Source organism: Virgibacillus sp. SK37, assembly GCF_000725285.1.
Lineage (GTDB): Bacteria > Bacillota > Bacilli > Bacillales > Amphibacillaceae > Virgibacillus_Q.
On sequence record NZ_CP007161.1, the window covers coordinates 1,979,421 to 2,005,782 of the forward strand.

Below are 26,362 nucleotides of genomic sequence, written 5' to 3' on the forward strand. Positions count from 1 at the left end.
TAATTAACCGAACTCGTTAAATAGGTAAAGGCTATCCCAATCGCTTATTTTTAGCTTACATTACATAGAAGAGGTGGAAATGATGGAAAAAACATTTTTAATGGTGAAACCAGATGGAGTACAACGCAATTTAGTAGGAGAAATAGTTAAACGTTTTGAAGCAAAAGGTTTTAAATTAGCTGGTGCTAAACTGATGGTTATTTCTGATGATTTAGCTAAAGAACATTATGGAGAACATAAAGAAAGACCATTCTTTGGTGAGTTGGTTGACTTTATTACCTCTGGACCGGTATTTGCTATGGTTTGGGAAGGTGAAAAGGTTATCTCTACAGCTCGTGATATGATGGGTAAAACAAATCCATTGGAAGCTGCTGCTGGAACTATTCGTGGAGATTTTGGCATGACAGTAGGTAAAAATGTGATTCACGGATCAGATTCACCTGAAAGCGCTGAAAGAGAAATTAATTTGTTCTTTGATAACAATGAGTTAGTTTCTTATGAAAAACAAGACAGCTCTTGGATTTATTAATTTGTACAGCAAGAAATGCTAAATATTATGGCAAGCCTCCGTTTTAAACGGAGGCTTTTATTAAGGGTTAAATATTGGTTCTATTGCAAATGTTGGGGAATAGACGTTATCTCGTACATTCATAGTAGGAGGAAACTGCGAACTAACTAAGAATATAGAGACTGCGTAAATCACCGCTACGGGGAAATATTCAGCTTTCCGCGGGCGGCTGATGAGCCTCGGGCCAACACGATGTTGGTCATGAAGGCGTTGCGACAATGGGTTTTGATGGGGCGAGTATGCGCAGCCCCAGGACGTCGCGACTTTAGCTTTCCAGCCCCTATACCGCGTTCCGGGGTCTCATCGAGGCCTCTCCTCCCGCAGGACAAGGAAAGCTTCGTCAGCAAGGAATCGCACGAAGAAAATGTGTATTTTCATTTTCGAGGAGTCTCCATATTTCCCCTTCGCTACTATTTACTATATATCTTAGAAGAAAAGTTAAGTTCGCATACACCCAGAATGAGCTTTGTACGAATTGATTGGAGTGTAGGGCGGCAATCTTAGAACGCCACGTCCTGGGACTGCGTTTCCTCGTCCCACCGAAAACATTTGTGGCAACGATTGCACGACCAACGTCCTTTTGGCCCGCGACTCTTGCCGGAATAGCATGAGTCGAAGACCCTGGACGGAGCGTAGCGGAGGAAGCGGCTGAGGCCATGCCGGGCGGCAAAGAAGACACTGTGAAGTTACGAACAGATGTCGCGCTTGTACCCGGAGGTGTGAAAGCGTCCGCCTGAAACGCAAATCAATGGGTGCTTCCTCTGTAAAATGAATTACTCCATTCTCCACAGGTTATGTCGCAGGGTATCTATTTTGCGAATCAGTGAATAACCCTAACACATATATATTAGATCCTAATTATTGGCCTTATTATAGCGGAGAGGCATGATGAAAATGACGAGCGATTACGATTATTTTATTTCTGAAATTAAAAAAAGAATCGGTATAGATTTGAGTTTATATAAAGAAGCCCAAATGAAAAGACGTATTATTTCGTTGAGAAATAAACGTGGCTTCACTAATTTCAATACATACTTGGAAGCATTAACGACTCAAAAAGAATTAATGAGTGAATTTATCGACCGCTTAACCATTAACGTTTCTGAGTTTTACCGGAATCCCAAAAGATGGCAAGTCCTCAAAGATAAAATTATTCCAGGATTACTTCAACAAAAGAATAGTATAAAGATTTGGAGTGCTGCTTGCTCCACTGGTGAAGAACCATATTCAATCTCTATTATGCTCAGAGAGCATTTCCCGGAAGCAAAAACTGAAATTATAGCAACTGATATTGATGAAAATGTATTACTTAAGGCAAAGGAAGGAATTTATGGCAAAGCTGCATTAAAGGAGTTACCTCAAGAATTTCTTGGAAAATATTTTATAGAAAGGGAAGGGCTCTATACGGTTTCCCCTATGATAAAAAGAAATATCTCTTTTAAAAAACATAACTTATTAGCAGACAGTTACCCTAAAGACGTCGATTTGCTTATATGCCGTAACGTTCTTATTTATTTTACTGATCAAGCAAAGGAAGAGATTTATGCGAATTTCGGTAGGTCATTAAGTTCGAATGGAGTATTATTTGTCGGAAGTACAGAACAAATTTTTAGCCCAAAAGATTATAAACTACAATTATTGGATACTTTTTTTTATAAGAAAGAAGAAAATTAATTAAAATAGGAGTAGCTTTGGGAAAGTAAATAACTCTTAGGAGACCGAACGTTATTCGAAGTGCAAGACTTCGAATGTCGTTCGGTTTTTTTATAGTTGGATATACTAGCATGTATTATTTTTTATTTATGAACGAGCGTGTCTGCTTACATGCCCAATACTTACTTTTTAAGTAAGAGCGAATAAAAATACAAAACACTGTATACGTTTACATTTTATATTGGTTAAAAAAACTTGATAAATAAGTTGCTTTTTTCTAAATTTTATCCCAAAATGAAATGAACTTATGATATAGTTATTAGAAAAAATTCAAAAGGAGAATGTTCATTGCGTTATTTAACAGCAGGGGAATCCCACGGAAAAAAACTAACTACAATAATTGAAGGTATACCAGCTCGCATGCCTCTAGTTAAAGAGAACATCAATGAATCATTATTGCGTCGTCAAAAAGGGCATGGGCGCGGGAAACGGATGCAGATCGAAAAAGATCTTGTAGAGATAACCAGTGGTATTAGACATGGCTACACTTTAGGCTCACCAATCTCTTTAGTAATAAACAATGATGACTTTAAGCATTGGGTGGATATTATGGGAGAAGACCCTATGGAGGCTGATGCAAAAATCAGACGTGTTATAACCAGACCGAGACCAGGTCATGCTGATTTAAATGGTGCTATGAAATATGGACACCGAGACATTCGCAATGTATTAGAACGATCTTCTGCCAGAGAAACAGCAGCACGAGTTGCAGCAGGTGCTGTGGCCAAAACATTATTAAAGCAATTAGGTATCGAAATCTCTGGTTACGTAAAAGAGATTGCCGGAATTGAAGCGAAGGAAGTAGAAGAACTTAGCATCAATGACAGACAGGAAATTTCCGAAGACTCACCAGTAAGAGTTTTGGATAAGGATGTAGAACAGGAAATGATGGACGCGATTGATCAAGCTAAGAAAGAAGGCGACTCAATTGGCGGAGTTGTTGAAGTTTATGTAGAAGGTATGCCTGCGGGAGTGGGATCATATGTCCATTACGATAGAAAATTAGATAGCCGTATTGCTGGAAGTGTCGTGAGTATAAATGCTTTTAAAGGAGTAGAATTCGGTCTTGGTTTTGAAGCTGCCAAAAGAAATGGAAGCAATGTACATGATGAAATTGCTTGGGACGAAGAAACAGGCTATTATCGTAAAACAAATCGTCTCGGGGGTTTTGAGGGTGGTATGACAACTGGGATGCCAATTGTTGTAAAGGGAGTAATGAAACCTATTCCTACGTTAATGAAGAGACCGTTGCAAAGCGTCGATATTGAAACTAAAGAGCCATTTAAAGCTACGGTAGAGAGATCAGATGCATGTGCTGTCCCCGCTGCTGCTGTTGTCATGGAGCATGTCGTAGCATTTGAATTAGCTAAAGCTATAACAGAACAGTTTCCGAGTGACCAATTCTCTACATTAAAGAAAGCAATTGACGATTATCGTGAAGAAATCAGGTGTTTTTAATGGATGAGTTGATAATTAACTCAGAAATACATCAATACAAGATCACGATAGGAAACAGAATCCGTTACCATATTAATAAATTATTGCCAAAAACGTACTCTACGATTCTAGTTATTACAGACGATAGAGTAGCAGAAAATTATCTTAGTGAAGTTACAAGTAACCTTCAGGCTAAATACATTTTCACAAGCATTATCCCAGCAGGGGAACAATCAAAAAGCTTCACTTTTTTTGAAAAACTGCATACAGAAGCAATTACATATGGGCTGGACAGAGAGTCGCTGATCATAGCCCTGGGCGGAGGTGTCGTTGGTGATTTAGCAGGATTTGTGGCGGCAACTTATATGCGCGGTATTGATTATATTCAAATGCCTACTACTATTCTTGCACACGACAGCAGTGTAGGCGGGAAAGTCGCTATTAACCATCAGCTTGGGAAAAACTTAATTGGTAGTTTTTATCCACCAAAAGCTGTTTTGTATGATATTGATACATTATCAACCCTACCAAGGTCACAAGTTCGTTCCGGGTATGCTGAACTTATTAAAGAAGGTCTCATAGCAGATGCACAACTGTTTCAGTCTATTCTAAGTTCAGATTTACTTAGTCTCTCTCAAGATCAGCTACATAATCATATACGGTCTGGAATAAAAATAAAAGCTGCTATTGTAGAGGCGGATGAGAAAGAAAAGGGTATGAGAAAGTATTTGAATCTTGGGCATACGCTTGGCCATGCTTTGGAGACTAGGTTGGGGTACGGGGTATTAACACATGGTGAAGCTATCGGCATTGGCTTACTATTCTCTATGTATGTCAGTGAATCTGTTTACACTGTTAAATTGCCTTATGAGCCTTTATATAGGTGGTTATTAGATAATAAATACCCTTTGTTCTTAGATCAACTCCATGTTAGAGATTTAATTACATTGATGAAAACAGACAAAAAAACATTAAATCACCGCATTCAAATGGTGCTGCTTAAAAGTGTAGGTGAACCAGTTATAAAAGAGATAAGTGATGAGGATATGTATAGCTATCTAAACCAATTTTTAGGAAAGCTGGTGAGAGCATGACGAGGGGTCTGCGAGGAGCGACATCTGTTTTAAATAATGAAGAAGGACAAATAATTGCTAACACAAAAGCATTGTTCGAAGAAATGGTTAATGAAAATGATATTGAAGCAAATGATGTTTCGCATGTATTTATTTCTGTTACCAAGGATTTAAATGCAGCTTTTCCTGCCAAAGCACTTCGTGAATTACCAGGGTACACTTTTGTTCCAGTAATGTGTATGACTGAAATAGATGTGCCTGGCAGCTTACCTAATTGTATACGCATTATGATGGTAATCAATACGGAAAAGGACCAACAAAGTATAAAACACATCTTTCATAATGAGGCAGTAAAGCTACGTCCAGATTTAGTGAAGAACAAGAGGTGAAGAGTAAATGGAAGGGAAACCGGTTTTAGAGCAGCTTTCAGCATACAAGCCTGGGAGGCAGTCAAAGGATCTTCAAAATGAATTTGGGCTTTCTCGCATTGTAAAATTAGCATCCAATGAAAACCCATATGGATGTTCTAAAAATGTAAAAACATTTTTAGCAGACAATATAAAGGAATTAAATATCTATCCGGATGGTAATGCAGAAGAACTGCGAAAAGCAGTTGCTGATAAATGCCAGGTGACTGAGAGACAGTTAGTATTTGGTAGTGGCTCTGATGAAATTGTCCAAATGCTGTGCCGTGCCTTTTTGTCACCTGGCTTGAACACTGTGATGGCCACACCGACTTTTCCTCAATACAGACACCATGCTCTTATTGAGGGGGCTGAGGTAAAAGAAATTCCTACGGTTGAAGGGAAGCACAATCTAGTACAGATGCTACAAATGGTAAATGAAAATACAAAGATTATGTGGCTTTGTTCACCTAATAATCCAACAGGTGGAATTATATCAAAAAACGACCTTCACGAGTTTATGCTTAAATGTCCAAAACACGTACTAGTTGTCTTGGATGAAGCATATTATGAATATTTATCTAAAGAGTTTGATCCTTCGGCGATTACATTACTATCACAACATAAAAATTTGATTATTCTTCGGACGTTTTCAAAAGCATATGGACTAGCTGGATTACGAGTTGGTTATGGTATAGCAGATGAAACGATTATATCGAAATTGAATGTTGTAAGAGGTCCTTTTAATACTTCATCCATTGCTCAAAAGGCGGCTGTTGTTGCTATTCAAGATGAATCTTTTCTAGATGAAACATTGAGATATAATATGGAAGTAAAGCATGACTTTGAAAAATTCTTGGACCAGATAAAATGGAGTTATTACCCTACAGAAACAAATTTTATTTTAGTTAAGACTCCTATAAGTGGTATGGAGGTTTTTGATTTCTTGTTAAAAAAAGGGTTTATAGTTCGACCTGGTGAATTGTTGGGCTGCCCACAGACAGTTAGAATAACACTTGGACAGAAAGATGACATGAAGAAACTGCAAAGGATTCTTTATGAGTTGGATCAGCAAGTGAGCAAGGAGCGTTAAGTATTGAAAAAAACAATTTTTATTGCAGGATTGGGATTAATTGGTGGTTCCATAGCTAAATCTATTGTCTTATCAGCTGATAATCATGTTATTGGTTATGATATTAGTGAAGAAGTAATGAAGTACGCTTTAGAAAATGGAATAATTAACGAAGCCACCACAGAGTTCCAAAAGGATGCTGTCAGAGCGGATTATATTATACTTGCAGCACCTATTACACAAACCATCCATTTATTAAAAGAATTAAATGGTCTGTCATTTAATAAAAAAGTAATTGTGTCGGATGTTTCCTCTGTAAAGAGTAATGTCATGCATATAGCTGATACGTTAACTAACAAACACATTACTTTTATTGGCGGACACCCTATGGCTGGATCACATAAGAAAGGTATACAGGCAGCAAGAGGGCATTTATTTGAAAACGCAATATATGTCTTGACCCCTTCCAAGTACGCCAATAGTGAAGATACGTATTTACTTCAATCTCTATTAGAAAGTACGAAAAGCAAGTTTGTCATATTAAATCAGAAAGAGCATGATGAAATGACTGGGGTTGTTTCCCATTTTCCACATTTAATAGCATCATCTCTTGTTCATCAAGCAAGAAAGTGGAATGACATGCATTCGTTCTTGCCTAATCTGGCAGCAGGAGGATTCCGTGATATCACCAGAATTGCTTCAAGTAACCCTACAATGTGGCAGGACATTTTTTATCATAACCGCTATAAAATGTCGCATTTGCTTGAAGAATGGATTGAGGAAATGCATTATCTGAAGAATTTACTTGATGATAATAATAAAGATGAGATGATTACATATCTAAGCGAAGCAAAGCAATTCCGGGATGGACTGGGAGCTACAGATAAAGGAGCTATCCCTTCCTTCTATGATATTTATGTTGATATTCGAGATCAGGCTGGCGCGCTTGCGACGGTTACCCAATTACTTGCCGGTCACAAAATCAGTATAAATAATATACAGATACTTGAAATAAGAGAAGGTATAAATGGTGCATTGCGTCTAAGTTTTTCAAGTGAGGAAGCTCAGAGAAAGAGCGATCAGGTATTACAAACAAATGGCTACGAAACCATGATAGAGAAATAAGGAAGGCATCTATATATTTTATACTTGTTTTAATATTGGAAAACATAATAGATAACTGAGGATGTGAAAGAAATGAGTGAGGTTATACTACAGCCTGTTAAAACACCTGTTTCAGGAGAAATTCATGTTCCTGGTGACAAATCTATATCACATAGATCTGTGATGCTGGCTTCATTAGCGGAAGGGAAGACAACAGTAACCAACTTTCTCGATGGCGAGGATTGTATGCGTACTGTCCAAGCATTTCAAGAAATGGGTGTCGAAATAAAAAAGCAAAATACAACACTTACCATTCTAGGAAAAGGGATAGCTGGCCTTAAGGAACCGGAAACTCCGTTGTATTTCGGTAATTCCGGAACAACAGCAAGGTTAATGATTGGATTACTTGCAGGGTTACCATTATTTACGACCATATACGGAGATTCTTCGCTTTCTAAACGCCCAATGGATAGAGTGGTAATACCATTACGACAAATGGGTGCAGTATTTGATGGCAGGGAGAATGGAAGCTATATACCACTAGCAATTAGAGGTTCAGAATTGCAAGGTATTGATTATGTGATGCCACTAAAAAGTGCCCAGGTGAAATCAGCTATTTTACTTGCAGGGTTACATGCAGAAGGAAAAACAAAAATTACGGAACAAACAAAAACCCGTGACCACACGGAGAATATGCTGAAAGCTTTCGGAGCATCTATTAAAACAGATGGTAAGCAGGTTACTATAACAAATGAAAAAACCTTAGTAGCTACTGATGTATACGTCCCTGGAGATATTTCTTCAGCTGCTTTTTTTATAGGTGCAGCAGCAATCGTACCAGGAAGTAACTTAACATTAAAAAATGTCGGATTGAATCAGACTCGAACAGGAATAATTGATGTCCTGATTTCTATGGGTGCAAACATTCAAATTAGAAATAAGCAAGTAATCAGTGGAGAATTTCTTGGAGATATTGTTATTAGCTATACAGAATTAACAGGTACTACAATTGAAGGAGAAATAATTCCGCGACTTATTGATGAAATTCCTGTTATTGCATTAATTGCTACTCAAGCGAAGGGAACTACCATTATTCGTGATGCAAAAGAACTGCGTGTTAAAGAGACAGATAGAATTGCCGCAGTCGATGATGTATTATCCACCCTTGGTGCAACAATTGAGCCGACTGAAGATGGTATGAAAATCCATGGAAAAACAAAATTATATGGTGGTAAAGCTGTTTCTTACCATGATCATCGGATTGCTATGATGGCAGCAATTGCATCCTTGATTGCTGAGGATGAAATTGTTATTGATGATATTTCTTCTATATCTATCTCTTATCCATCTTTTTTTGAAGATCTGGAAAAAATTAAATAAAAAAAAGAAAGAATCTGTACTTGTTACAGATTCTTTCTTATTTGAACATGTACATATTTTTAGTTATGATTAAAATCATGTTATTTGAATTAAAATGCTAGGGGTGTGGATAAGATGGAAAAAATTATGGAAGCAGTAAACCTGATGGAAAGCAATCAGACGGAAAAAGCTATTGAAGTATTAGAAGATTACCTGCCTCTTGCTGACGAGGAAGAAAAATATACAATTGCGGAGTTATACATGCAGTGGGGTTATTTGGAGGAAGCAAGCACGATACTTGATGAATTAGTACAACAATTTCCGGGTGAAACTGAACTGTTAGTAACCTTGGCAGATGTGTATATTGAATTGGATAAAGATGAGGCTGCAATGGAGTTATTAAATAACATTAAAGAGGATGACCCTGCTTTCGTACAGGCATTGCTTCAGCTGGCAGATTTATATCAAGCACAAGGCCTGTTTGAGGTTGCTGAACAGAAGTTGTTGCACGCTAAGCAACTTGAGCCTAATGAGGTCATCATCGATTTCGCTTTAGGTGAGTTGTTTTTTTCTATAGGAGAATATAGAAAAGCTATAACCTTTTATGAAAAAGTACAACCAAAGGAGAAGGAAATCGCTAATGTATCGATTAATGACCGGTTGGCAGAATCATATGCAGCAGCAGGGGAATATGAGCTTGCGCTTACTTTTTACCAAGATATTGAGAGTGAAAATCCTGATACATTGTTTAAATATGGAATTACCGCTTCTCAGGCAGGGCGTAAGGACATCGCAATCAAAGCATGGGAGCATGTTACTGAAATAGATGCCTATTATCATACCGTATACTTACACCTTGCCATGGTTTATGAAGAAGAGGGTATGGAGAAAGAAGCATATGAAACAGCAAAGAAAGGGATAAAAATAGATGAATACAATAAGGAGTTGTATTTTGTAGCTGGTAACTTGGCTCATAAGTTGAATTACAATGAGGATAGTGAGCAATGGGTAAGAGAAGCAATTGCCTTAGATCCTGATTATAAGGAAGCAATATTGTTTTTAATAGAATTATTAAAAAAACAAGATGATTTTGCAGGGATTATTGATCTACTTAGCGAAATAAAGAATACTGGAGCAACCGATCCTTTATACGAATGGGAACTTGCTCGTGCATATAATGAAATTGAATCATATAAAGATGCATTAAATCACTATAAAGAAGCATACAATAATTTAAACCAAGACAGCGATTTCTTGAAAGAATATGGTTATTTTCTATCAGAAGAGGGGAGGAGTACTGAAGCAGTAACTGTATTTAAAGCATATCTTCAGTTGAATCCAGTGGATGACGAGATCGAGGAATTTGTTGAGAGACTGGAACAAGCCGGAGAATAGTAAATATGGGGGAATTCTATCTGGTTTGTTAAAATAACACATAATAGAATATAAAGGAGGCCATTAAAAATGCAAACTCCTGTTTCTGTTCAGGATAAAAAGAGTTTTATACAGTGGTTTCTAAATCATTATCAATTAAAAAAGCGGGAAAGTGTATGGATTTTAAATTACTTAGTAAATCATAAAGATGTTCTTGCAAATGTTCATTTTGTTCGAGAAGCGAAATTCTGCCCGCGTGGTATCATAATGACAAGTCATTGTTCAGAAGAGACGCCTTTTCGTTTTTATAAGAATCAACTGGTTACTACAGATGCTGAGAAATCATTTCATGACATTCGTTTGAACCAAGATGATCCGCTATACTTACAATTGAATTTTAAGAAATCTTATCAAAATGCTTTCTATGTTTCTGTTCTTGAAGAAAATCCTTATATTCCAGATGAATATTTTATAACAGAGAAGGACCAGCAACAAGCTGCACTTTTATTGGAAAAGTCCCTATATGAATATAAATTGAACTATATATTTAAAGAAATTGATCGGGCATTAGATGAAAATAACCAAGAGAAGTTTAATTTCTTTACTGATAAGTTACTTAAACTGAAAGAAGAAGCTAATCAACCTAAATTGCTAAGGCAATAGGTTGATTTTTTTTGTTCTCATAAGATAAACTTATGTGTAATGTAATATTTTTTTATATTTGTTAAATACTAGTTAAGAAGGGTTGATAAGTATGAAGTGGAAAAAAGCTGATTTGCAACAATATGTTCAGGCAAAGGAGTATATTGACACGATCATTTTACCTTTAGCACCATTTCAGTTTGCGAATGATGCTGAATTAGAAAAAATGTCATTTCAACATGAAGTTCTAACACTCCTTTGTTCTGAAATAGAAAAAGAATTGACTGGAAGATTGTTATTAACCCCTGTATATAATTACTTGAAAACTGCCGAAAAAGAGTTGGAAGTACAAAGGGTAAATGGCTGGGTTGACAACCTTCAAACCCAACCGTTTTCGCATATATTTTTCATCTCATTTGATTCCACTTGGAAAAAGGTAGAGAATCAATTAAATGGTACATTACTTTGGATTCCAGTCATTCAATCAGGTGACTTGCAATCTGCAGAAATGCACGGTGTGATAAAAGACCAAGTAGAGCAGTTGACAGAGTTTATGCGGTCTTATTGGTAGGTAGATAATCAATTTTATGTCTTTTTAAGAACAAATTTTATAAATCATTGACCGAATTACCAGTTTGCGCTATTATGGTAATGTCCTAGTAATCTGATTTTAATTTTAATGTCCGTGATTATCGTAAAAGAGGGGGGAAAATCATGAGCGAAGAAAAGCAACAAGTATCCCGTAGACAATTTTTGAATTATACGCTTACAGGTGTCGGGGGTTTTATGGCAGCGGGTATGCTTGCTCCAATGTTACGTATGGCTGTTGACCCGGTATTAAAGGAAGAAAAACACGGAGGTCTCACAAATGTTGGACTAGCAGTGGAAGATATTACAAACGAACCACAGCGTGTTGACTGGAAAATTGATCAGGTAGACGGCTGGTATGAATCTCAAGTTAGCAGATCTGCTTGGGTATTTAAAGATGACAATGGGGATATACAAGCTTTTTCCCCAATATGTAAGCATCTAGGCTGTGTAGTATCATGGGAAGGAAGCGACCAATATCCAAACCAATTTTACTGCCCATGTCATGATGGACGCTATTATAAAGATGGGACAAACGTACCTGGTACACCACCATTAGCTCCATTGGATGTTTATGAGCAGGAAGTCAAGGATGGAATGTTATTCCTCGGTGAACCACAATTAAGAGAGGAGGCGTAATCAATTATGCTGCAGAAAATGTATGATTGGATTGATGATCGGATCGATATTACGCCTATATGGCGCGATATTGCAGATCACGAAGTTCCAGAACATGTTAACCCTGCCCATCACTTCTCTGCTTTTGTATACTGTTTTGGGGGATTAACATTTTTTGTTGTTGTTATTCAAATTCTTTCTGGTATGTTCTTAACAATGTATTATGTACCAGATATTGAAAATGCCTGGAAATCCGTTTATTATCTTCAAACGGAAGTTGCTCATGGACAAATTGTTCGTGGAATGCATCACTGGGGTGCAAGTGTAGTTATCGTCATGCTTTTATTACATACATTACGTGTGTTTTTCCAAGGGGCTTATAAGAAGCCACGGGAACTTAACTGGATGGTTGGAGTTCTGATCTTCTTTATTATGCTTGGTCTTGGATTTACTGGTTATTTACTTCCATGGGACAATAAAGCTTATTTCGCGACCCAGGTTGGTTTAGAAATTGCCGAACAAGTTCCATTTATCGGCTCCGATTTGAAAACATTGTTAGCTGGTGACCCGAATATTGTTGGTGCTCAAACACTGACGCGATTCTTCGCAATTCATGTGTTTTTCTTGCCGGGTGCTTTATTTGCTTTGCTAGCAGTGCACTTTATTTTAATACGTAGACAAGGTATTTCTGGACCATTATAAAAAGGAGGGGAAAGCTGTGCATAAGGGTAAAGGTATGAAGTTTGTCGGAGATTCCCGTATCTCTGCTGAAAGGAAACCGAATATACCAAAAGATTATTCTGAATATCCTGGTAGAACAGAAGCTTTCTGGCCTAACTTTTTATTAAAAGAGTGGTTAGTAGGAGCCGTATTTTTAGTAGGATTCTTAAGTTTGACAGTTGCCCATCCTTCACCGCTTGAAGGGATGGCCGATCCTACAAACGCAGCCTATATACCATTGCCGGATTGGTACTTCTTGTTTCTATATCAATTATTAAAATATGAGTTTGCCAGTGGTACATTTAGTCTCATGGGAATAATTGTACTTCCTGGTTTAGCTTTCGGTGCTTTATTACTTGCACCATTTCTAGACAAAGGACCAGGTCGGAGACCACATCAAAGACCAGTTGCTGTAGGAATGATGCTACTTGGATTAGCCGCTGTTATGTGGCTGACTTATGAATCTTCTTCTCATGTAGATTGGGAAGCAAGAGCTGAAGCCAATAAACCAATTCCACCATCTGCAACTGAAATTGATAAAGATGATCCTGGCTATGCAATATACGAAGCTAATTGTATGTCTTGTCATGGTGAAGATTTAACAGGTGGTCCGGCAGCTCCAGCACTAATTGGAACTGAACATTCTGCAGAAGAGATTGCAAAAATTGCCCAAGAGGGTATTGGCAGCATGCCTCCAGATCAGTTCCAAGGAACAGATGAAGAACTGCAACAATTAGTTGACTTCATTGTGTCCGTAAACGAAGGAGCAGAATAAGTTTTTAACTCAAACACCTTCACCCTCAGATAGGGTGAAGGTGTTTTTTATTACATATAAAACCAGTCTTTATAGGAGGGAGTGAACTTATGATCAGATATATATTAACAGACAGAAAATTTTTGATCTTTCTTTTTATTGTAAACTTACTAGGAACAATTTATGGATATGTATGGTATGAAAGTCAATTGGCAATTACTCCTCCAATCTTTTTAATTTTTGTACCTGATAGTCCTACCGCAAGTCTTTTCTTCACCATATTTTTACTTCTATTTATTTTTAAAAAGCATCTTCCGTACATAGAAGCACTTGCCATAATTACCCTATTCAAGTATGGGGTTTGGGCGGTTGCAATGAATGGTTTCACATGGTTGGTGGAGGGAGAGTTACATTGGCAAGGGTATATGTTAATTGCATCACATGGAGCAATGGCTATTCAAGGGTTATTGTACGCTCCTTATTATAAAATTAAGCTAAGACATATAGTTGTTGCCGGAATATGGACACTTCACAATGACATTATTGATTACGTATTTGGAATGATGCCAATCTATTCATCACTTACTTCATATATGAATGAAATAGGTTATTTTACTTTCTGGCTAAGCATCATTTCCATTATGATTGCTTATCATTTAACAGTCGCAAATAAAAAAAGATAACAATGCGTATTCGTTGTAATATAACGCCGACTCGTTACATATATTGTAATAGAATATGTATTTCGAGGTGATCTCTATGGCAGGTTGTAAAAGAATCACACTTCTTTGGTTAACCCTCATCAGCATAGGGATTTTTTTCAGCTTTTACTTTTTTCCGTTACATGTAAAAGCTGGAACCCAACTTGGAACCACTGTTGTAGACACACAAAGTAATGGACTAGGATTCCTTATTTGGACAGTTATAATAGTTGGTGGGTGTATTGGTATTACATTATCTTACGTGAGTTGGAGAAAATATAAAGGCGAGAAAAACAAGAAAGTGCAAAAGGACGATTTAGTTGACTAATTGCTGGTATTTGACTAAAATTGACCTATAGATATTTTATTCTTATGATGGAGGAATGCAAAGGTGTTAGGTGGGTATATAATATATATTGCCCTATTGATGATTATTCCAATTTGGGCTCAATCGAAAGTGAAGAACACGTACAACAAATACTCAAAAAAAGCAACATCTTCCCAAATGACTGGCGCACAAGTAGCAAGGAAAATACTTGATGACAATGGATTATATAATATTTCTATTGAAGAAACCAAAGGAATGCTCTCTGATCATTATGATCCGAGAAAAAAGGTAGTGAGACTATCTACCGGAAATTTCCATGGTCAATCGATGGCTTCTTCTGCTGTAGCTGCTCATGAAGTAGGACATGCCATTCAAGATGCAGAAGAATATGCTTTTCTTAAATTTAGAAGTGCTCTAGTGCCTGTGGCAAGTTTCGGATCAAATATATCTTTCTTTTTGATCTTAGCAGGTATCTTTCTGCAGATGAGTAATTTACTACTGTTTGGTATTATTTTTATGTCAGCTGCTGTTTTATTTCAATTGGTTACATTACCGGTAGAATTTGATGCTTCGAGCAGAGCAATGACACAGCTTGTATCAACAGGAGTTATTAGAAATAATGAAGAACGGGAAACTAAGAAAGTATTAAATGCCGCAGCAATGACGTATGTTGCAGCAGCCTTGGTAGCTGTAGCAGAATTAGTACGTTTTATACTAATTTATTTTGCAGGGAATAACGACTAAAAAAACAGAGGACGGCAGCGCCGTCCTCTGTTTTTAATTTTCGTGCAACGGATTCTTATTTTCGTCCAATGTAAATCCTTCTCCTAGTACATCATGTACAGTGCTTACAGCCACAAACGCATGTGGATCTATCGAATTAATTATACTTTTTAATCTGACAATTTCGTTTCTGGCTACAACACAATATAAAACAGCTCTCTTTTCTCCGGAAAAACTGCCTCTTCCGTCGAGAACAGTCACTCCACGATCCATTTCTTTAAGAATCTTTTCAGCAATTTTATCGCTATGACTTGATATAATAGTAGCTCCTTTTGCTGAATAAGCCCCTTCTTGGATAAAGTCAATAACTCTTGCGCCAATATAAACAGCTACAAGGGTGTACATTCCTTGAACTAAATCCAGTATAACAAAAACAGAAGTTGTTATTACGATAAAGTCGAATAAAAACATCGTTCTTCCCATACTCCAACCGGCATATTTGTTAACAAGCCTTGCAATAATATCTACGCCGCCTGTAGTACCTCCAAAACGAAAAATAATACCCAGGCCTACACCTATAAAAACACCTGCAAATAATGCAACTAGCGTCATATCAGATTCAAGTCCTAAGTTAAACTGATTCGCCTGAAAAATACTTAGGAAGACAGAAACAGCAATAGTACCGATAATTGTATATAAAAAAGTATTGCGACCAAGAAACTTCCAACCAACAAAGAATAATGGTATGTTTAATAAAATATTCGTAATGGCAGGATCCCAGCCCCAAAGGAAATATAACAAGAGAGTTATACCGGTAAAACCGCCCTCACTCAAGTTGTTTTGCATATTAAAGTGAACAATACCAAATGAAAAAATAGCAGAGCCTAATAAGATAAATACAATGTTTTTAATTTTTAAGCCAAAAAGCATTCGTAATACGTACCTCCCGACATTTAAATGTGGTGCTTCGGCATACTTTTATTATTATAATCAATATAGCGTGATAGAACAATTAAATCCCTTTAACAGAATAAAAAATTTGTCAAAACCCGCATGATTAGCTACCATAAAAAGAGATACATAAACGTGAAGCTTTTTATAAGGAGGAAGTATGGCTAATCAACCTAACTATAATACACAAGAAATACAAGAAAGAGTAGATCTTTATATTTCCCAGTTTAAAGAAGGTTATTTTTCTCCGCTTAGTTTAATGGCTAGACTCACTGAAGAAATAGGCGAACTGGCAAGAGAAGTTAATCATTATTATGGGGAAAAACCTAAAAAGAAAACGGAGAAAGAAAATACCGTAGAAGAAGAGTTGGGAGATATTATTTTCGTTCTAACCTGTTTTGCTAATTCATTACAAATTGATCTTTCGGAGGCATTTGAAGCTTCGATCAGCAAGATAGAGACAAGAGATAAAGACCGATGGACGAGAAAATAGTTGTAATAAATTGATAAGAGAGGAAAATGAATGATGAGTATAAATATTATAATTGCAGGACCGCGTGGGAAAATGGGCGCCGAAGCCGTACAAATGGTAAGTAAAGAAAAGGATTTTAAACTTGTAGCATGTATTGATCGCAAAAATGGTGGAAAACAAATATCGGATATTGAAGGACTTCCAAAAATAGAAGTTCCGATTTATGAAAATCATGAAGAATGTTTTAAAGAAATAAATGCCGATGTGTTTATTGACTTAACTATACCTGAATCAGGTTACTTACATACCAAGTCTGCTCTTAACCATAATATGCGTCCGGTTGTAGGCACAACTGGTTTCACTGCGGAACAAATCGAAGAGTTATCAGGGATTGCAAAAGAGAAAGGTCTAGGATGCCTAATTGCTCCTAATTTCGCAATTGGTGCGGTCCTTATGATGAAATTTTCTCAAATGGCAGCAAAATACTTTTCAGATGTAGAAATTATTGAAAAACACCATGATAATAAGCTTGATGCCCCTTCTGGAACAGCTATTAAAACGGCCGAGCTTATTAAAGAAACGAGGAATTTAAAGCAGCAAGGACATCCGGAGGAATCAGAAACCATCCAAGGTGCGAGAGGAGCAGTTACTGACGGAATGCATATACATAGTGTACGCTTACCTGGACTTGTTGCACATCAGGAAGTGATGTTCGGCAGTGCAGGGCAAACATTGACAATTAAGCATGATTCGATTAATCGCGAGTCTTTTATGGAAGGGATAAAACTCAGTATCGAAAACGTAATGGAACGAAAGGAACTTATTTACGGATTGGAAAACTTACTGTAGGAGAGATACTATGAATATTGCTTTAATCGCACACGATAAAAAGAAGCAGAAGATTATTGATTTCAGTATTGCTTATCAACACATCTTAAAACAACATCATTTATTTGCTACGGGAACAACAGGGACTATGATTATGGAGGCTACAGGCCTGACTGTTCATTTGTTCCAATCAGGGCCACTCGGAGGCGACCAACAGATAGGTGCTTTGATTGCCAATGAAGAAATGGACATGGTGATCTTTTTCAGAGATCCTCTTACAGCCCAACCGCATGAACCTGATGTAAGTGCATTAATGAGACTATGTGATGTTCATGATATACCTTTAGCTACAAACATTGCTGCATCGGAGATTTTTATTAGGGGATTGGAGCGAGGCGATCTTAGTTGGAGAAATATCGTAAAATCGAATAGCAAGAAGGATAAAGAGAAATGAAAAAAATAGGCATTACTTGCTACCCAACCGTTGGTGGATCAGGTGTTATTGCAACGGAGTTAGGTATGCTGCTTGCAGAACATGGACATCAGATTCATTTTATTACTTCTAGTATACCTTTCCGTCTTGATCGCATTTATCCACAAATCTATTATCATGAAGTGGAGTTAAATCATTATCCGGTTTTTCAATATCCTCCTTATGATCTTGCTCTAGCAACTAAAATGGCAGAGGTGATTGATCAGGAAAAATTGGATATACTCCATGTACATTACGCAATGCCCCATGCCATTTGTGCCATATTAGCGCGAGATATTGCTGAACGAGATGTAAAGATTGTAACTACACTCCATGGTACCGATATCACTGTTCTTGGTATTGATCACACCTTTAAAAAAATGATTAAGCATGGAATTGAACAATCGGATGCTGTTACTGCTGTTTCAAATGATTTAGTAGAACAGACATACGAAATGCTCGACGTTCAAAAAGATATTTCTGTTATTTACAATTTTGTTAATGAAAAAGAATATGTGAAAAAAGAATTGCCACATCTGAAAGAACAATATGGAATACGAGCTGATGAAAGAGTAGTCATCCATATATCTAATTTCCGAAAAGTGAAAAGGGTAGAGGATGTCATCTATACATTTAAAAAGATCCAACAACATTGTAAGAGTAAACTTTTGCTAGTTGGAGATGGACCTGAATATACTTCTATTGTTCAGTTAGTTAAAGACCTTGGCATTAATGATAAGGTGCTTTTTCTGGGGAAACAAAAAAATATTAGTGATTTATTATCCATTTCCGATTTAAAACTGCTGCTTTCCGAGAAAGAAAGCTTTGGCCTTGTATTACTGGAAGCTATGGCTTGCGAGGTTCCTTGTATAGGCACAAAGGCTGGTGGAATACCTGAAGTTATCGAGCATGGGGGGACAGGTTATCTTGTGAATATCGGGGATACTGATCAAGCTGCTGCTTATGCTGTTGAGTTACTAACGAACTCTGAAAGACTCGCTGAATTTTCTAAACGTTCATTGGAACATGCTTTGGAGCACTTCCATTCTAAAAAAATCGTTAAACAATATTTGCAATTATATAATAACCTTGGAAATGAATAACAGGTGATTACAATGTTAACAGAACCTTTTTTAACAGCCACAAATATATTAACAAAAATTGAATCCTATGGTTACCAGGCGTACTTCGTTGGCGGTTGTGTCAGGGATTATTTGCTTGGTCGGCCAATAGGGGATGTAGATATTGCTACATCTGCAAAACCGGAAATGATTCAGCAGATTTTTAATAAAGTTATTCCAGTCGGTATTGAGCATGGCACAGTGGTGGTGCGTTACGAGCAAGAATCATATGAAGTAACTACTTTTCGCATTGATGGCATTTATTCCGATAATCGACGGCCTGATGAGGTTGAATTTGTAAATAAAATTGATGAAGATTTGGCACGGAGAGACTTTACAATAAACGCTTTAGCAATGTCTAAAAATGGACATATTATAGATTTATTTGAGGGAAGAAGAGATTTAAAGAATAAGGTTATCCGGACTGTAGGAAATGGCTATGAGAGATTTTCAGAGGATCCACTCCGCATTATCCGTGCTTTACGATTTACGAGCCAGTTAGGCTTTACACTAGCACCTGAAACCTTAGTGGACATGAAAGAAGCATCACATCTGGTTAATACACTTGCGGTAGAGCGTTTAACGAATGAATTTTCCAAGCTTTTTGCAGGGAATGATATAAGGAAGGCTGTTACTTATATGAAGGAAATCCAGGTTGATTCCTACCTTCCAGTATTTAGATCGTTTCCGAGCTTAATAAAAAAGTTACCTTCTAATATGCATTCACTAATGGACTTTGGTGAAGTGATTGCATATATGCATATAGTAGAACCAAGTGTCTCTATTTCCGTTTGGGTAAAAGAATGGAAATGTTCCAATAGGACAAAAAAGGATGCAATTCACTTAGTGAATTCATATCATGTATTTAAAAAACACGGAATCAACTCTATGCTTATTTATCAATTGAAAAGGCCATACCTTGCTCCGTTCTTTCGTGTTGTTACATTAGCGGATCCGAAAGTTTCAATAAGCATGGAAAAATTACTTACTATAAATGAAAAATTACCTATACAATCTAAAACGGAGCTTTCTATAAATGGTCAAGAGATTATTGATTTATTTCCTTTAAGGCGAAGAGGCCCTTGGATTAGAGAAATTATGGATAGCTTGGAAAAAGAAATCGTTTTAGGAAATCTTCGAAATAATAATAAAGAAATAAAGGAGTGGATAAGATGGAATCCACCCGAAACAAATTAATTGATTTATTAGCTAAAGATAAAGATACATATATTTCCGGACAAATGCTGTCTGAGCATCTTGGTATTTCCCGTAGTGCAGTTTGGAAGCATATGAAAAATCTTGAAAAAGACGGGTATCAAATAGAAGGTAAATCAAACAAAGGTTATCGTATAATCGGTTTCCCCGATAAATTAAGTGAAAATACAATTAAATGGGGGTTAAATACGTCGTGGTTAGGAAGTAAAATTATTCATAAAGAATCTACTCCTTCCACTCAAATTATCGCTCATCAGATGGCACAGGAAGGTTCACCCCATGGTACTGTTGTACTTGCTGACGAACAAACGAGTGGCAGAGGAAGATTGAATCGGGGATGGTTTTCTTCCAAGGGAAAAGGAATTTGGATGAGTATGGTACTCAGACCTGAAATTCTACCATATTTAGCGCCTCAACTAACATTATTAACTGCTACTGTGCTAGCAGAGATTCTACAAAAGCACACAAGCATCACTCCAATGATTAAATGGCCAAACGACATACTTATAAATAAAAAAAAGACTGCAGGAATTTTGACTGAAATGCAAGCTGAACAGGATCAGATTCAATATGTAATCATTGGAATAGGGATGAATATTAATCAGACCACCGAGGATATTCCTGTTGAAATACGGTCGAAAGCAACCTCTTTAAAAGTGGAAACCAGTGAAGAACATTCTATTAAACAACTTATCCAGCTTATATTAGAGGAATTCGAAAAAGCGTATGATTCCTATTTGATGAATGGATTTCCGGAAGTGAAAAAGAAGTGGGAGACATATGGCTTTAGGATAGGAGAATCGATTTCGATTACTACCTTACGTGACCAATTCCAAGCTATATTTTCGGGTATTGCTGAGGATGGTGCATTATTGGTAAAACAAAAGGATGGAGAAATTAAAAAATTATATTCAGCTGAAATCGAATGGTTTAAGGATGTGGGAGAATGTTAAATCGAATTGACTTATTGAAAATGAAAGAATCTAAAGAAAAGATAACCATGCTAACAGCTTATGACTATCCATCAGCAAAGCTTGCAGAGCAAGCTGGAATAGATATGATCTTAGTTGGGGACTCATTAGGTATGGTAGTACTAGGATATGATTCTACCATTCAAGTTACAGTGGAAGATATGATTCATCATGGAAAAGCTGTTCAGAGAGGTGCAAGTAATACGTTTATCGTTGTGGATATGCCATTTATGTCCTACCATATATCCATGGAGGAATCGTTGAGAAATGCTCAGCGGATTTTTCAGGAAACAGGTGCCCAAGCAATTAAATTGGAAGGCGCTTCAAAGGAAAACGTAGACTTAATTAAACGATTGAGCGAAGCGGGAATCCCCGTCATTGCACATTTAGGGTTAACACCACAGTCCGTTCACGTTTTGGGTGGCTATAAAGTCCAGGGGAAAGATGAAGAAGCAGCAGCAAAACTGCTTCATGAAGCTAAAGAAGTAACTTCTCACGGTTCTATTGCCTTGGTACTGGAGTGTGTCCCAAAAGAGTTAGCGGAGCTTATCACGGAAACAATTAATATTCCAACAATCGGAATTGGTGCCGGAACACATTGCGATGGTCAAGTATTAGTATATCATGATATAGTAAATTATGGGGTTGATCGTCTTCCTAAATTTGTTAATAAATACGGAGACTTCAATGAACTTGGCCAACAGGCAATAGAGACATATATTAGAGAAGTAAAGGAAGCTATTTTTCCTGGCGATAAACATTCTTTCTTTATAAAGGACAAGAGTATACTACCTAATAATTGAAGTGGGGATTACTGTGGAAATAATTCGTGAAGTGAATGAAATGCATAATAGAATTATGATGTTGAAGCAAAAACAAAAGAAGATTGGGTTTGTGCCGACAATGGGTTTTTTTCATGACGGACATCTACAGCTTATGAAGAAAGCAAAAGAGGAAAATGATATTGTTGTGGCTAGTGTTTTCGTTAATCCACTACAATTTGGTCCTAATGAGGACTTTGATAGGTATCCACGTAATGAAGCAGATGATATTAGTAAAGCAGAACATGTAGGTGTAGATTTGCTGTTTATACCTACTGTAAATGAGATGTACCCACAGAAGATGAAAATCACAATGACAATCAATGATCGAATTGATGTGTTGTGCGGTAAAGCGAGACCGGGCCATTTTGATGGAGTAATAACCGTCGTTACAAAGTTGTTTCATATAATACAACCAAATCAAGTCTATTTTGGAATGAAAGACGCACAACAGGTTGCTGTAGTGGATGCCTTAATCCATGATTTGAACTTTCCGATTACTCTAATCGGCCTCCCAACTGTACGTGAAGAGGATGGTTTAGCAAAAAGCAGCAGAAATGTAAACTTAAGCAGTAGAGAGAGAAATGAAGCTAGTTGGCTATATAAAGCTCTTAAGCATGGCCATCATCTTGTTGTTGACGGAGAATATAATCCTGCTATTATTATTAAAGAGATAAATAATATCATTTCCGATAATACGGAAGGGGTAATTGATTATTTAGAAGTGCTTAGTTATCCTGAATTGAAGCCAGTTTCTCATATGAAACAACAAGTTATAATAGCAATAGCAGTTCAATTTGAGCGGGCCAGACTAATCGATAATTTATTATTAAGTGATGATGGACATATCATCCGGTTTTGGAAACAGGGGGAAACAAAATGATTCGTACATTGATGAAGGGTAAAATTCATCGCGCAAGGGTTACAGAAGCTAACTTAAACTATGTAGGCAGTGTAACCATTGACCAGGATATATTGGAGTTAGTCGATATATTACCACATGAAAAAGTACAAATTGTTAATAATAATAATGGAGCCCGGTTAGAAACATATGTGATACCAGGTGAGAGAGGATCGGGAATAGTTTGCCTTAATGGAGCCGCAGCCCGGCTTGTACAAAAAGGTGATGTTGTCATTATTGTATCGTATGGTATGTTTTTCCCTGAAGAGTTAGCTTCATTCAGGCCAAAAGTGGCAATCATGAATGTGAATAATGAAGTTGAGCAAATCATAGAGGAAGAGCCGCCATTAACTGAAGTAATTAGTTAGATGTTAAGATGTAAAACTCTTATCGCAAGAAAAGGTAAGAGTTTTTTATAATAGGTATGCGGTAGAAATGAGGTGAAACAGTGAACAGATATGTTGTTATTGATTTGGAAACAACGGGCCATTCTCCAACGAAGGACGACCGAATTATCGAAGTAGGTATTGTCATAATAAGTAAGGATAAATTAATCGATCAATATTCTACATTACTCAACCCTCATAAGAAAATACCGCCATTTATTTCTAATTTAACAGGCATTTCAAATGAGGATGTTAAAAATGCCCCTTCTTTTATTGAAAAAGCAGGGGAAATTATTGAGTTATTTAAAGAAAGCTATTTAATAGCACACAATGTGCCATTTGATTTAGGGTTTTTAAATACTCAGCTTGCTATAAATGGGTTCCAACAACTAAAGAATCCTGTTTTAGATACGGTGGAATTATCTCGAATCTTATTCCCCCAGGCTCCTAGTTATAAGCTGGGGCAACTGGCTGAATACTTAGGAATTTACCATGATGAACCTCATCGCGCTCTCTCAGATGCCTATGTTACCGGAAAAGTTTTTCTTAAGCTTAAAGAAAAGCTTTGGACATTGCCTGGTGAAACGATCGAACATTTGATCAGATTGGAGAAGAAGTTAAAGTCCGATCTATACCCATTGCTCCTTGAAAGACAAAAGCAACTTATGTATGAAGAAGTAGTACATAATAATATTGCAACATACCAGGGACTTGCATTTAAACACATAGAAATCCCTCGAGTCGAACATGGGTTGGAGCCTGTTTCATTTGGAGATTTCCTTGACGATATTTTTGAAGAAAATGGGGCCTTACAGAATAAGTTGACCAGTTATGAAAAACGAGATGGTCAACGAGAAATGTCAGAAGTGATTTTTGATGCGTTTCAGTTACAAAAACACGCGCTGATCGAAGCAGAGACAGGTACTGGGAAATCATTGGCATACTTACTTCCTGCAGTGTATGAAGCTGTCTATTCAGATCGAAAAATTGTAATAAGTACTTTTACTACACAGTTGCAATCTCAGCTTTTGGAAGAAGAAATTCCTTTAGTAAAAGATATTGTGAATTTTCCAATACAAGTAGCTCTATTAAAAGGAAAGTCGCATTATCTTAGTCTAGAAAAATTCAATCATGAACTAGCTTCTCCGTATGAAGATAATTATGATGTCGTTTTAACGAAAGCAATGCTTCTTATTTGGATTACTGAAACAGAAACAGGGGATATTGAGGAAATACAGCTCCCAACTAGTGGGTACCATTTTTTCAAGAAAATCTCTACAGAATCAGAGGGATCTATTGATCCAGCTTCTCCATGGTTTTCTAGATCTTTTTATCAAAAGGCAAGAAAAAAAGCACAACTAGCTTCAATTGTTATTACAAATCATGCTTTATTATGTACGGATATTTTTAATGAATACAAGCTATTACCCAGTTATGATAAAGTAATTGTGGATGAAGCACATCATCTTGAAGAAACCGCTTCTCGACATTATGGTAAAAAACTTGATTATATTAGCATGCAATACATACTCAATCAATTGGGAACGACCGAGGAATCCAAATTTTTAGGCAAGTTAATGGAGAAGTATCCGCATGAACAAAAACATTTTTCCTTAGAAAAATGGAATGCTATCCTATCTGATGCGAAATATGAAATAGATGAATTATTTCGCACCCTGTTTCAATATGTTATGACCCAGAATAGTAAAAGTAAGTCTTTAAGTGATGTTGGAAGAGTACAATATCGCTTTGAAGAGGAAAACGAAACTCCGAATAAATGGAATAGTATAAAGGAAATGGTTTCCCGTGTTTCTTTTTACTTAAGAGATTTAATTCATATCCTCTCGAGCATAGAGGTGTACTTACAGAAAGTAGATGCATTGGAAAAGTTTGATCATGATGAAATAAAAGGAAATATTGACCAACTACAATCCTTCATTGAACGATTAGATGAACTATTTTTTAATCACCATGAGCAAAAGTATGTAAAATGGATGGAAATTGAAACACATGGAGCGAAAAATGCTGTATATTTATATAGTGAACCTACGGACATAGCTGACTTTTTAACCAATGACTTTTTCCAAAAAAAGAAAAGTGTTATATTAACTAGTGCAACACTGACAATGAAGCAGTCTTTTAGTTTTATACAAAATCGGTTGGGTTTACCATCAGATTTAGTTTTAACTGCAAAAATAAAATCTCCTTTTTCATATAAGGATCAGGTTAAGTTAATGATACCAAATGACTTTCCCAGTATTAAATATGGAAAACCGGATGATTTTATTTACGCCACATGTGAAGCTATCATGTCCCTTGCTGAAATAACGAATGGCAGGATGCTTGTACTGTTTACTTCTTATGATATGTTACGAAAATCATATTATTTATTAAAAGAAATAATGGAAAGTGACAAATATATGGTAATCGCACAGGGAATTAGCAGTGGAAGTCGTGCCAGACTTAAAAAGAATTTTCAGACGTTTGATCAGGCAATTTTACTCGGAACCAGCTCTTTTTGGGAGGGTGTAGATATTCCTGGTGAAGATCTTTCTTGTTTAATGATCATCAGGCTTCCTTTTCAACCACCTGACCATCCGATCTATGAGGCCAAATCGGCGCATCTTAAAAAGGAGGGGAAAAATCCGTTTATGGAGCTTGCTCTCCCTAATGCAGTAATCCGATTTAAACAAGGCTTTGGAAGATTAATCCGTTCCTCTTCAGACCGTGGTATTGTTTTTGTTTGTGATTCAAGAATAATCACTGCGAGATATGGTAGTTATTTTAGGGATTCCATACCTGAGGTACCAATAACCAATGATTCTACACAAAAACTAATGGAGCAAGCAAAGGAATGGTTTTAAGAAGAAAAAAAGTTGTGTCTAGCTGGAAGAACATAAATTTCTAAAAAAAGCTACTGATGTACGGAAGAATACATCAGTAGAGTTTAAAGCACAGGTTAGGAAATTTTTTATTGTAATAAATAAATTTATTTACATTGGCTTTTATTTATTACAATAGTATCTATATTATTTGCAAAGTCTTT

The 26,362-nt window shown here is 36.7% G+C and carries 27 protein-coding genes and 1 pseudogene; 27 read left to right on the forward strand and 1 reads right to left on the reverse strand.

Annotated elements, in window-relative coordinates; genetic code table 11:
• Positions 1 to 82: 82 nt before the first annotated feature.
• The 17 genes and pseudogenes from ndk (at position 83) to X953_RS10350 (ending at position 15,199) form a co-directional block, all read left to right on the forward strand.
• Positions 83 to 529 carry a nucleoside-diphosphate kinase gene (gene ndk, locus X953_RS10270; protein WP_040955484.1) on the forward strand — a complete coding sequence of 149 codons (447 nt, stop codon included), beginning with the start codon at positions 83 to 85 and terminating at the stop codon, positions 527 to 529.
• A gap of 933 nt (positions 530 to 1,462) precedes the next feature.
• Positions 1,463 to 2,242: a protein-glutamate O-methyltransferase CheR gene (locus tag X953_RS10275; protein ID WP_040957080.1), complete on the forward strand. Its 780-nt coding sequence runs from the start codon at positions 1,463 to 1,465 to the stop codon at positions 2,240 to 2,242.
• Positions 2,243 to 2,569: 327 nt separating this feature from the next.
• Positions 2,570 to 3,739 carry a chorismate synthase gene (gene aroC, locus X953_RS10280; RefSeq protein WP_040955485.1) on the forward strand — a complete coding sequence of 390 codons (1,170 nt, stop codon included), beginning with the start codon at positions 2,570 to 2,572 and terminating at the stop codon, positions 3,737 to 3,739.
• Positions 3,739 to 4,812, forward strand: a complete 1,074-nt coding sequence (gene aroB, locus X953_RS10285; protein ID WP_040955486.1) for a 3-dehydroquinate synthase — start codon at positions 3,739 to 3,741, stop codon at positions 4,810 to 4,812. The genes aroC and aroB overlap by 1 nt, the downstream gene beginning before the upstream one ends.
• Positions 4,809 to 5,180 (forward strand): chorismate mutase, encoded by a 372-nt coding sequence (gene aroH, locus X953_RS10290; protein WP_040955487.1) that lies wholly within the window; start codon positions 4,809 to 4,811, stop codon positions 5,178 to 5,180. The genes aroB and aroH overlap by 4 nt, the downstream gene beginning before the upstream one ends.
• A 7-nt stretch (positions 5,181 to 5,187) precedes the next feature.
• A complete protein-coding gene (gene hisC, locus X953_RS10295; RefSeq protein WP_040955488.1) occupies positions 5,188 to 6,288 on the forward strand; it encodes a histidinol-phosphate transaminase in 1,101 nt (366 codons plus the stop codon).
• 3 nt (positions 6,289 to 6,291) lie between these two features.
• A complete protein-coding gene (locus X953_RS10300) occupies positions 6,292 to 7,392 on the forward strand; it encodes a prephenate dehydrogenase (protein WP_040955489.1) in 1,101 nt (366 codons plus the stop codon).
• Positions 7,393 to 7,464: 72 nt separating this feature from the next.
• Positions 7,465 to 8,751, forward strand: coding sequence for a 3-phosphoshikimate 1-carboxyvinyltransferase (gene aroA / locus X953_RS10305; RefSeq protein ID WP_040955490.1), 1,287 nt, complete (start codon positions 7,465 to 7,467; stop codon positions 8,749 to 8,751).
• Between the two features lie 114 nt (positions 8,752 to 8,865).
• A complete protein-coding gene (locus tag X953_RS10310; RefSeq protein WP_040955491.1) occupies positions 8,866 to 10,125 on the forward strand; it encodes a tetratricopeptide repeat protein in 1,260 nt (419 codons plus the stop codon).
• Between the two features lie 69 nt (positions 10,126 to 10,194).
• Positions 10,195 to 10,767, forward strand: a complete 573-nt coding sequence (locus X953_RS10315; protein WP_040955492.1) for a ReoY family proteolytic degradation factor — start codon at positions 10,195 to 10,197, stop codon at positions 10,765 to 10,767.
• 91 nt (positions 10,768 to 10,858) lie between these two features.
• Positions 10,859 to 11,317, forward strand: coding sequence for a DUF2487 family protein (locus X953_RS10320; protein WP_040955493.1), 459 nt, complete (start codon positions 10,859 to 10,861; stop codon positions 11,315 to 11,317).
• A 143-nt stretch (positions 11,318 to 11,460) separates the two neighbouring features.
• A complete protein-coding gene (locus tag X953_RS10325; protein ID WP_040955494.1) occupies positions 11,461 to 11,973 on the forward strand; it encodes a ubiquinol-cytochrome c reductase iron-sulfur subunit in 513 nt (170 codons plus the stop codon).
• A gap of 6 nt (positions 11,974 to 11,979) precedes the next feature.
• The gene (gene qcrB / locus X953_RS10330) at positions 11,980 to 12,654 is read left to right on the forward strand and encodes a menaquinol-cytochrome c reductase cytochrome b subunit (RefSeq protein ID WP_040955495.1); all 675 of its coding nucleotides are present in this window, start codon (positions 11,980 to 11,982) and stop codon (positions 12,652 to 12,654) included.
• A gap of 16 nt (positions 12,655 to 12,670) precedes the next feature.
• The gene (locus X953_RS10335; RefSeq protein ID WP_040955496.1) at positions 12,671 to 13,447 is read left to right on the forward strand and encodes a menaquinol-cytochrome c reductase cytochrome b/c subunit; all 777 of its coding nucleotides are present in this window, start codon (positions 12,671 to 12,673) and stop codon (positions 13,445 to 13,447) included.
• Between the two features lie 89 nt (positions 13,448 to 13,536).
• On the forward strand, positions 13,537 to 14,109 hold the full coding sequence (locus X953_RS10340) for a DUF1405 domain-containing protein (RefSeq protein ID WP_040955497.1): 573 nt from the start codon (positions 13,537 to 13,539) through the stop codon (positions 14,107 to 14,109).
• 226 nt (positions 14,110 to 14,335) lie between these two features.
• Positions 14,336 to 14,455 (forward strand): annotated as a pseudogene (locus tag X953_RS20550) (sporulation protein YpjB); the annotation flags it as partial.
• Between the two features lie 63 nt (positions 14,456 to 14,518).
• Positions 14,519 to 15,199, forward strand: a complete 681-nt coding sequence (locus X953_RS10350; RefSeq protein WP_040955499.1) for a zinc metallopeptidase — start codon at positions 14,519 to 14,521, stop codon at positions 15,197 to 15,199.
• Positions 15,200 to 15,232: 33 nt separating this feature from the next.
• On the opposite strand, the gene X953_RS10355 is transcribed toward X953_RS10350, so the two are convergent.
• Positions 15,233 to 16,108, reverse strand: coding sequence for a YitT family protein (locus X953_RS10355; protein WP_040955500.1), 876 nt, complete (start codon positions 16,106 to 16,108; stop codon positions 15,233 to 15,235).
• 181 nt (positions 16,109 to 16,289) lie between these two features.
• Between X953_RS10355 and X953_RS10360 the strand changes: the two genes are divergently transcribed.
• The 10 genes from X953_RS10360 to dinG all read left to right on the forward strand — a co-directional run bounded on the left by X953_RS10360 (position 16,290) and on the right by dinG (position 26,180).
• Entirely contained in the window at positions 16,290 to 16,622 is a 333-nt protein-coding gene (locus X953_RS10360; RefSeq protein ID WP_040955501.1) for a nucleotide pyrophosphohydrolase, read from the forward strand.
• Positions 16,623 to 16,652: 30 nt separating this feature from the next.
• Positions 16,653 to 17,450 (forward strand): 4-hydroxy-tetrahydrodipicolinate reductase, encoded by a 798-nt coding sequence (gene dapB / locus X953_RS10365; protein WP_040955502.1) that lies wholly within the window; start codon positions 16,653 to 16,655, stop codon positions 17,448 to 17,450.
• A gap of 10 nt (positions 17,451 to 17,460) precedes the next feature.
• Positions 17,461 to 17,883, forward strand: coding sequence for a methylglyoxal synthase (locus tag X953_RS10370; protein ID WP_040955503.1), 423 nt, complete (start codon positions 17,461 to 17,463; stop codon positions 17,881 to 17,883).
• Positions 17,880 to 19,004, forward strand: a complete 1,125-nt coding sequence (gene bshA / locus X953_RS10375; protein ID WP_040955504.1) for an N-acetyl-alpha-D-glucosaminyl L-malate synthase BshA — start codon at positions 17,880 to 17,882, stop codon at positions 19,002 to 19,004. Before X953_RS10370 ends, bshA begins: the two co-directional genes overlap by 4 nt.
• A 12-nt stretch (positions 19,005 to 19,016) precedes the next feature.
• Positions 19,017 to 20,219 (forward strand): CCA tRNA nucleotidyltransferase, encoded by a 1,203-nt coding sequence (locus X953_RS10380; RefSeq protein WP_040955505.1) that lies wholly within the window; start codon positions 19,017 to 19,019, stop codon positions 20,217 to 20,219.
• Entirely contained in the window at positions 20,195 to 21,190 is a 996-nt protein-coding gene (locus tag X953_RS10385; protein ID WP_040955506.1) for a biotin--[acetyl-CoA-carboxylase] ligase, read from the forward strand. Before X953_RS10380 ends, X953_RS10385 begins: the two co-directional genes overlap by 25 nt.
• A complete protein-coding gene (gene panB / locus X953_RS10390) occupies positions 21,184 to 22,011 on the forward strand; it encodes a 3-methyl-2-oxobutanoate hydroxymethyltransferase (protein WP_040955507.1) in 828 nt (275 codons plus the stop codon). The genes X953_RS10385 and panB overlap by 7 nt, the downstream gene beginning before the upstream one ends.
• Before the next feature lie 13 nt (positions 22,012 to 22,024).
• Positions 22,025 to 22,912, forward strand: a complete 888-nt coding sequence (gene panC / locus X953_RS10395; RefSeq protein WP_040955508.1) for a pantoate--beta-alanine ligase — start codon at positions 22,025 to 22,027, stop codon at positions 22,910 to 22,912.
• Positions 22,909 to 23,298 carry an aspartate 1-decarboxylase gene (gene panD / locus X953_RS10400; RefSeq protein WP_040955509.1) on the forward strand — a complete coding sequence of 130 codons (390 nt, stop codon included), beginning with the start codon at positions 22,909 to 22,911 and terminating at the stop codon, positions 23,296 to 23,298. Before panC ends, panD begins: the two co-directional genes overlap by 4 nt.
• A gap of 80 nt (positions 23,299 to 23,378) precedes the next feature.
• Positions 23,379 to 26,180 carry an ATP-dependent DNA helicase DinG gene (dinG, locus tag X953_RS10405; RefSeq protein ID WP_040955510.1) on the forward strand — a complete coding sequence of 934 codons (2,802 nt, stop codon included), beginning with the start codon at positions 23,379 to 23,381 and terminating at the stop codon, positions 26,178 to 26,180.
• Positions 26,181 to 26,362: the final 182 nt, after the last annotated feature.

Excerpts from the sequence above, each read along its gene's own strand:
- ndk (WP_040955484.1), top strand. The coding sequence starts at position 83 with ATGGAAAAAACATTTTTAATGGTGAAACCAGATGGAGTACAACGCAAT.
- X953_RS10275 (WP_040957080.1), top strand. The coding sequence starts at position 1,463 with ATGACGAGCGATTACGATTATTTTATTTCTGAAATTAAAAAAAGAATC.
- aroB (WP_040955486.1), top strand. The coding sequence starts at position 3,739 with ATGGATGAGTTGATAATTAACTCAGAAATACATCAATACAAGATCACG.
- aroH (WP_040955487.1), top strand. The coding sequence starts at position 4,809 with ATGACGAGGGGTCTGCGAGGAGCGACATCTGTTTTAAATAATGAAGAA.
- hisC (WP_040955488.1), top strand. The coding sequence starts at position 5,188 with ATGGAAGGGAAACCGGTTTTAGAGCAGCTTTCAGCATACAAGCCTGGG.
- aroA (WP_040955490.1), top strand. The coding sequence starts at position 7,465 with ATGAGTGAGGTTATACTACAGCCTGTTAAAACACCTGTTTCAGGAGAA.
- X953_RS10310 (WP_040955491.1), top strand. The coding sequence starts at position 8,866 with ATGGAAAAAATTATGGAAGCAGTAAACCTGATGGAAAGCAATCAGACG.
- X953_RS10315 (WP_040955492.1), top strand. The coding sequence starts at position 10,195 with ATGCAAACTCCTGTTTCTGTTCAGGATAAAAAGAGTTTTATACAGTGG.
- X953_RS10320 (WP_040955493.1), top strand. The coding sequence starts at position 10,859 with ATGAAGTGGAAAAAAGCTGATTTGCAACAATATGTTCAGGCAAAGGAG.
- X953_RS10325 (WP_040955494.1), top strand. The coding sequence starts at position 11,461 with ATGAGCGAAGAAAAGCAACAAGTATCCCGTAGACAATTTTTGAATTAT.
- qcrB (WP_040955495.1), top strand. The coding sequence starts at position 11,980 with ATGCTGCAGAAAATGTATGATTGGATTGATGATCGGATCGATATTACG.
- X953_RS10340 (WP_040955497.1), top strand. The coding sequence starts at position 13,537 with ATGATCAGATATATATTAACAGACAGAAAATTTTTGATCTTTCTTTTT.
- X953_RS10355 (WP_040955500.1), bottom strand. The coding sequence starts at position 16,108 with ATGCTTTTTGGCTTAAAAATTAAAAACATTGTATTTATCTTATTAGGC.
- X953_RS10360 (WP_040955501.1), top strand. The coding sequence starts at position 16,290 with ATGGCTAATCAACCTAACTATAATACACAAGAAATACAAGAAAGAGTA.
- dapB (WP_040955502.1), top strand. The coding sequence starts at position 16,653 with ATGATGAGTATAAATATTATAATTGCAGGACCGCGTGGGAAAATGGGC.
- X953_RS10370 (WP_040955503.1), top strand. The coding sequence starts at position 17,461 with ATGAATATTGCTTTAATCGCACACGATAAAAAGAAGCAGAAGATTATT.
- bshA (WP_040955504.1), top strand. The coding sequence starts at position 17,880 with ATGAAAAAAATAGGCATTACTTGCTACCCAACCGTTGGTGGATCAGGT.
- X953_RS10380 (WP_040955505.1), top strand. The coding sequence starts at position 19,017 with ATGTTAACAGAACCTTTTTTAACAGCCACAAATATATTAACAAAAATT.
- X953_RS10385 (WP_040955506.1), top strand. The coding sequence starts at position 20,195 with ATGGAATCCACCCGAAACAAATTAATTGATTTATTAGCTAAAGATAAA.
- panB (WP_040955507.1), top strand. The coding sequence starts at position 21,184 with ATGTTAAATCGAATTGACTTATTGAAAATGAAAGAATCTAAAGAAAAG.
- panD (WP_040955509.1), top strand. The coding sequence starts at position 22,909 with ATGATTCGTACATTGATGAAGGGTAAAATTCATCGCGCAAGGGTTACA.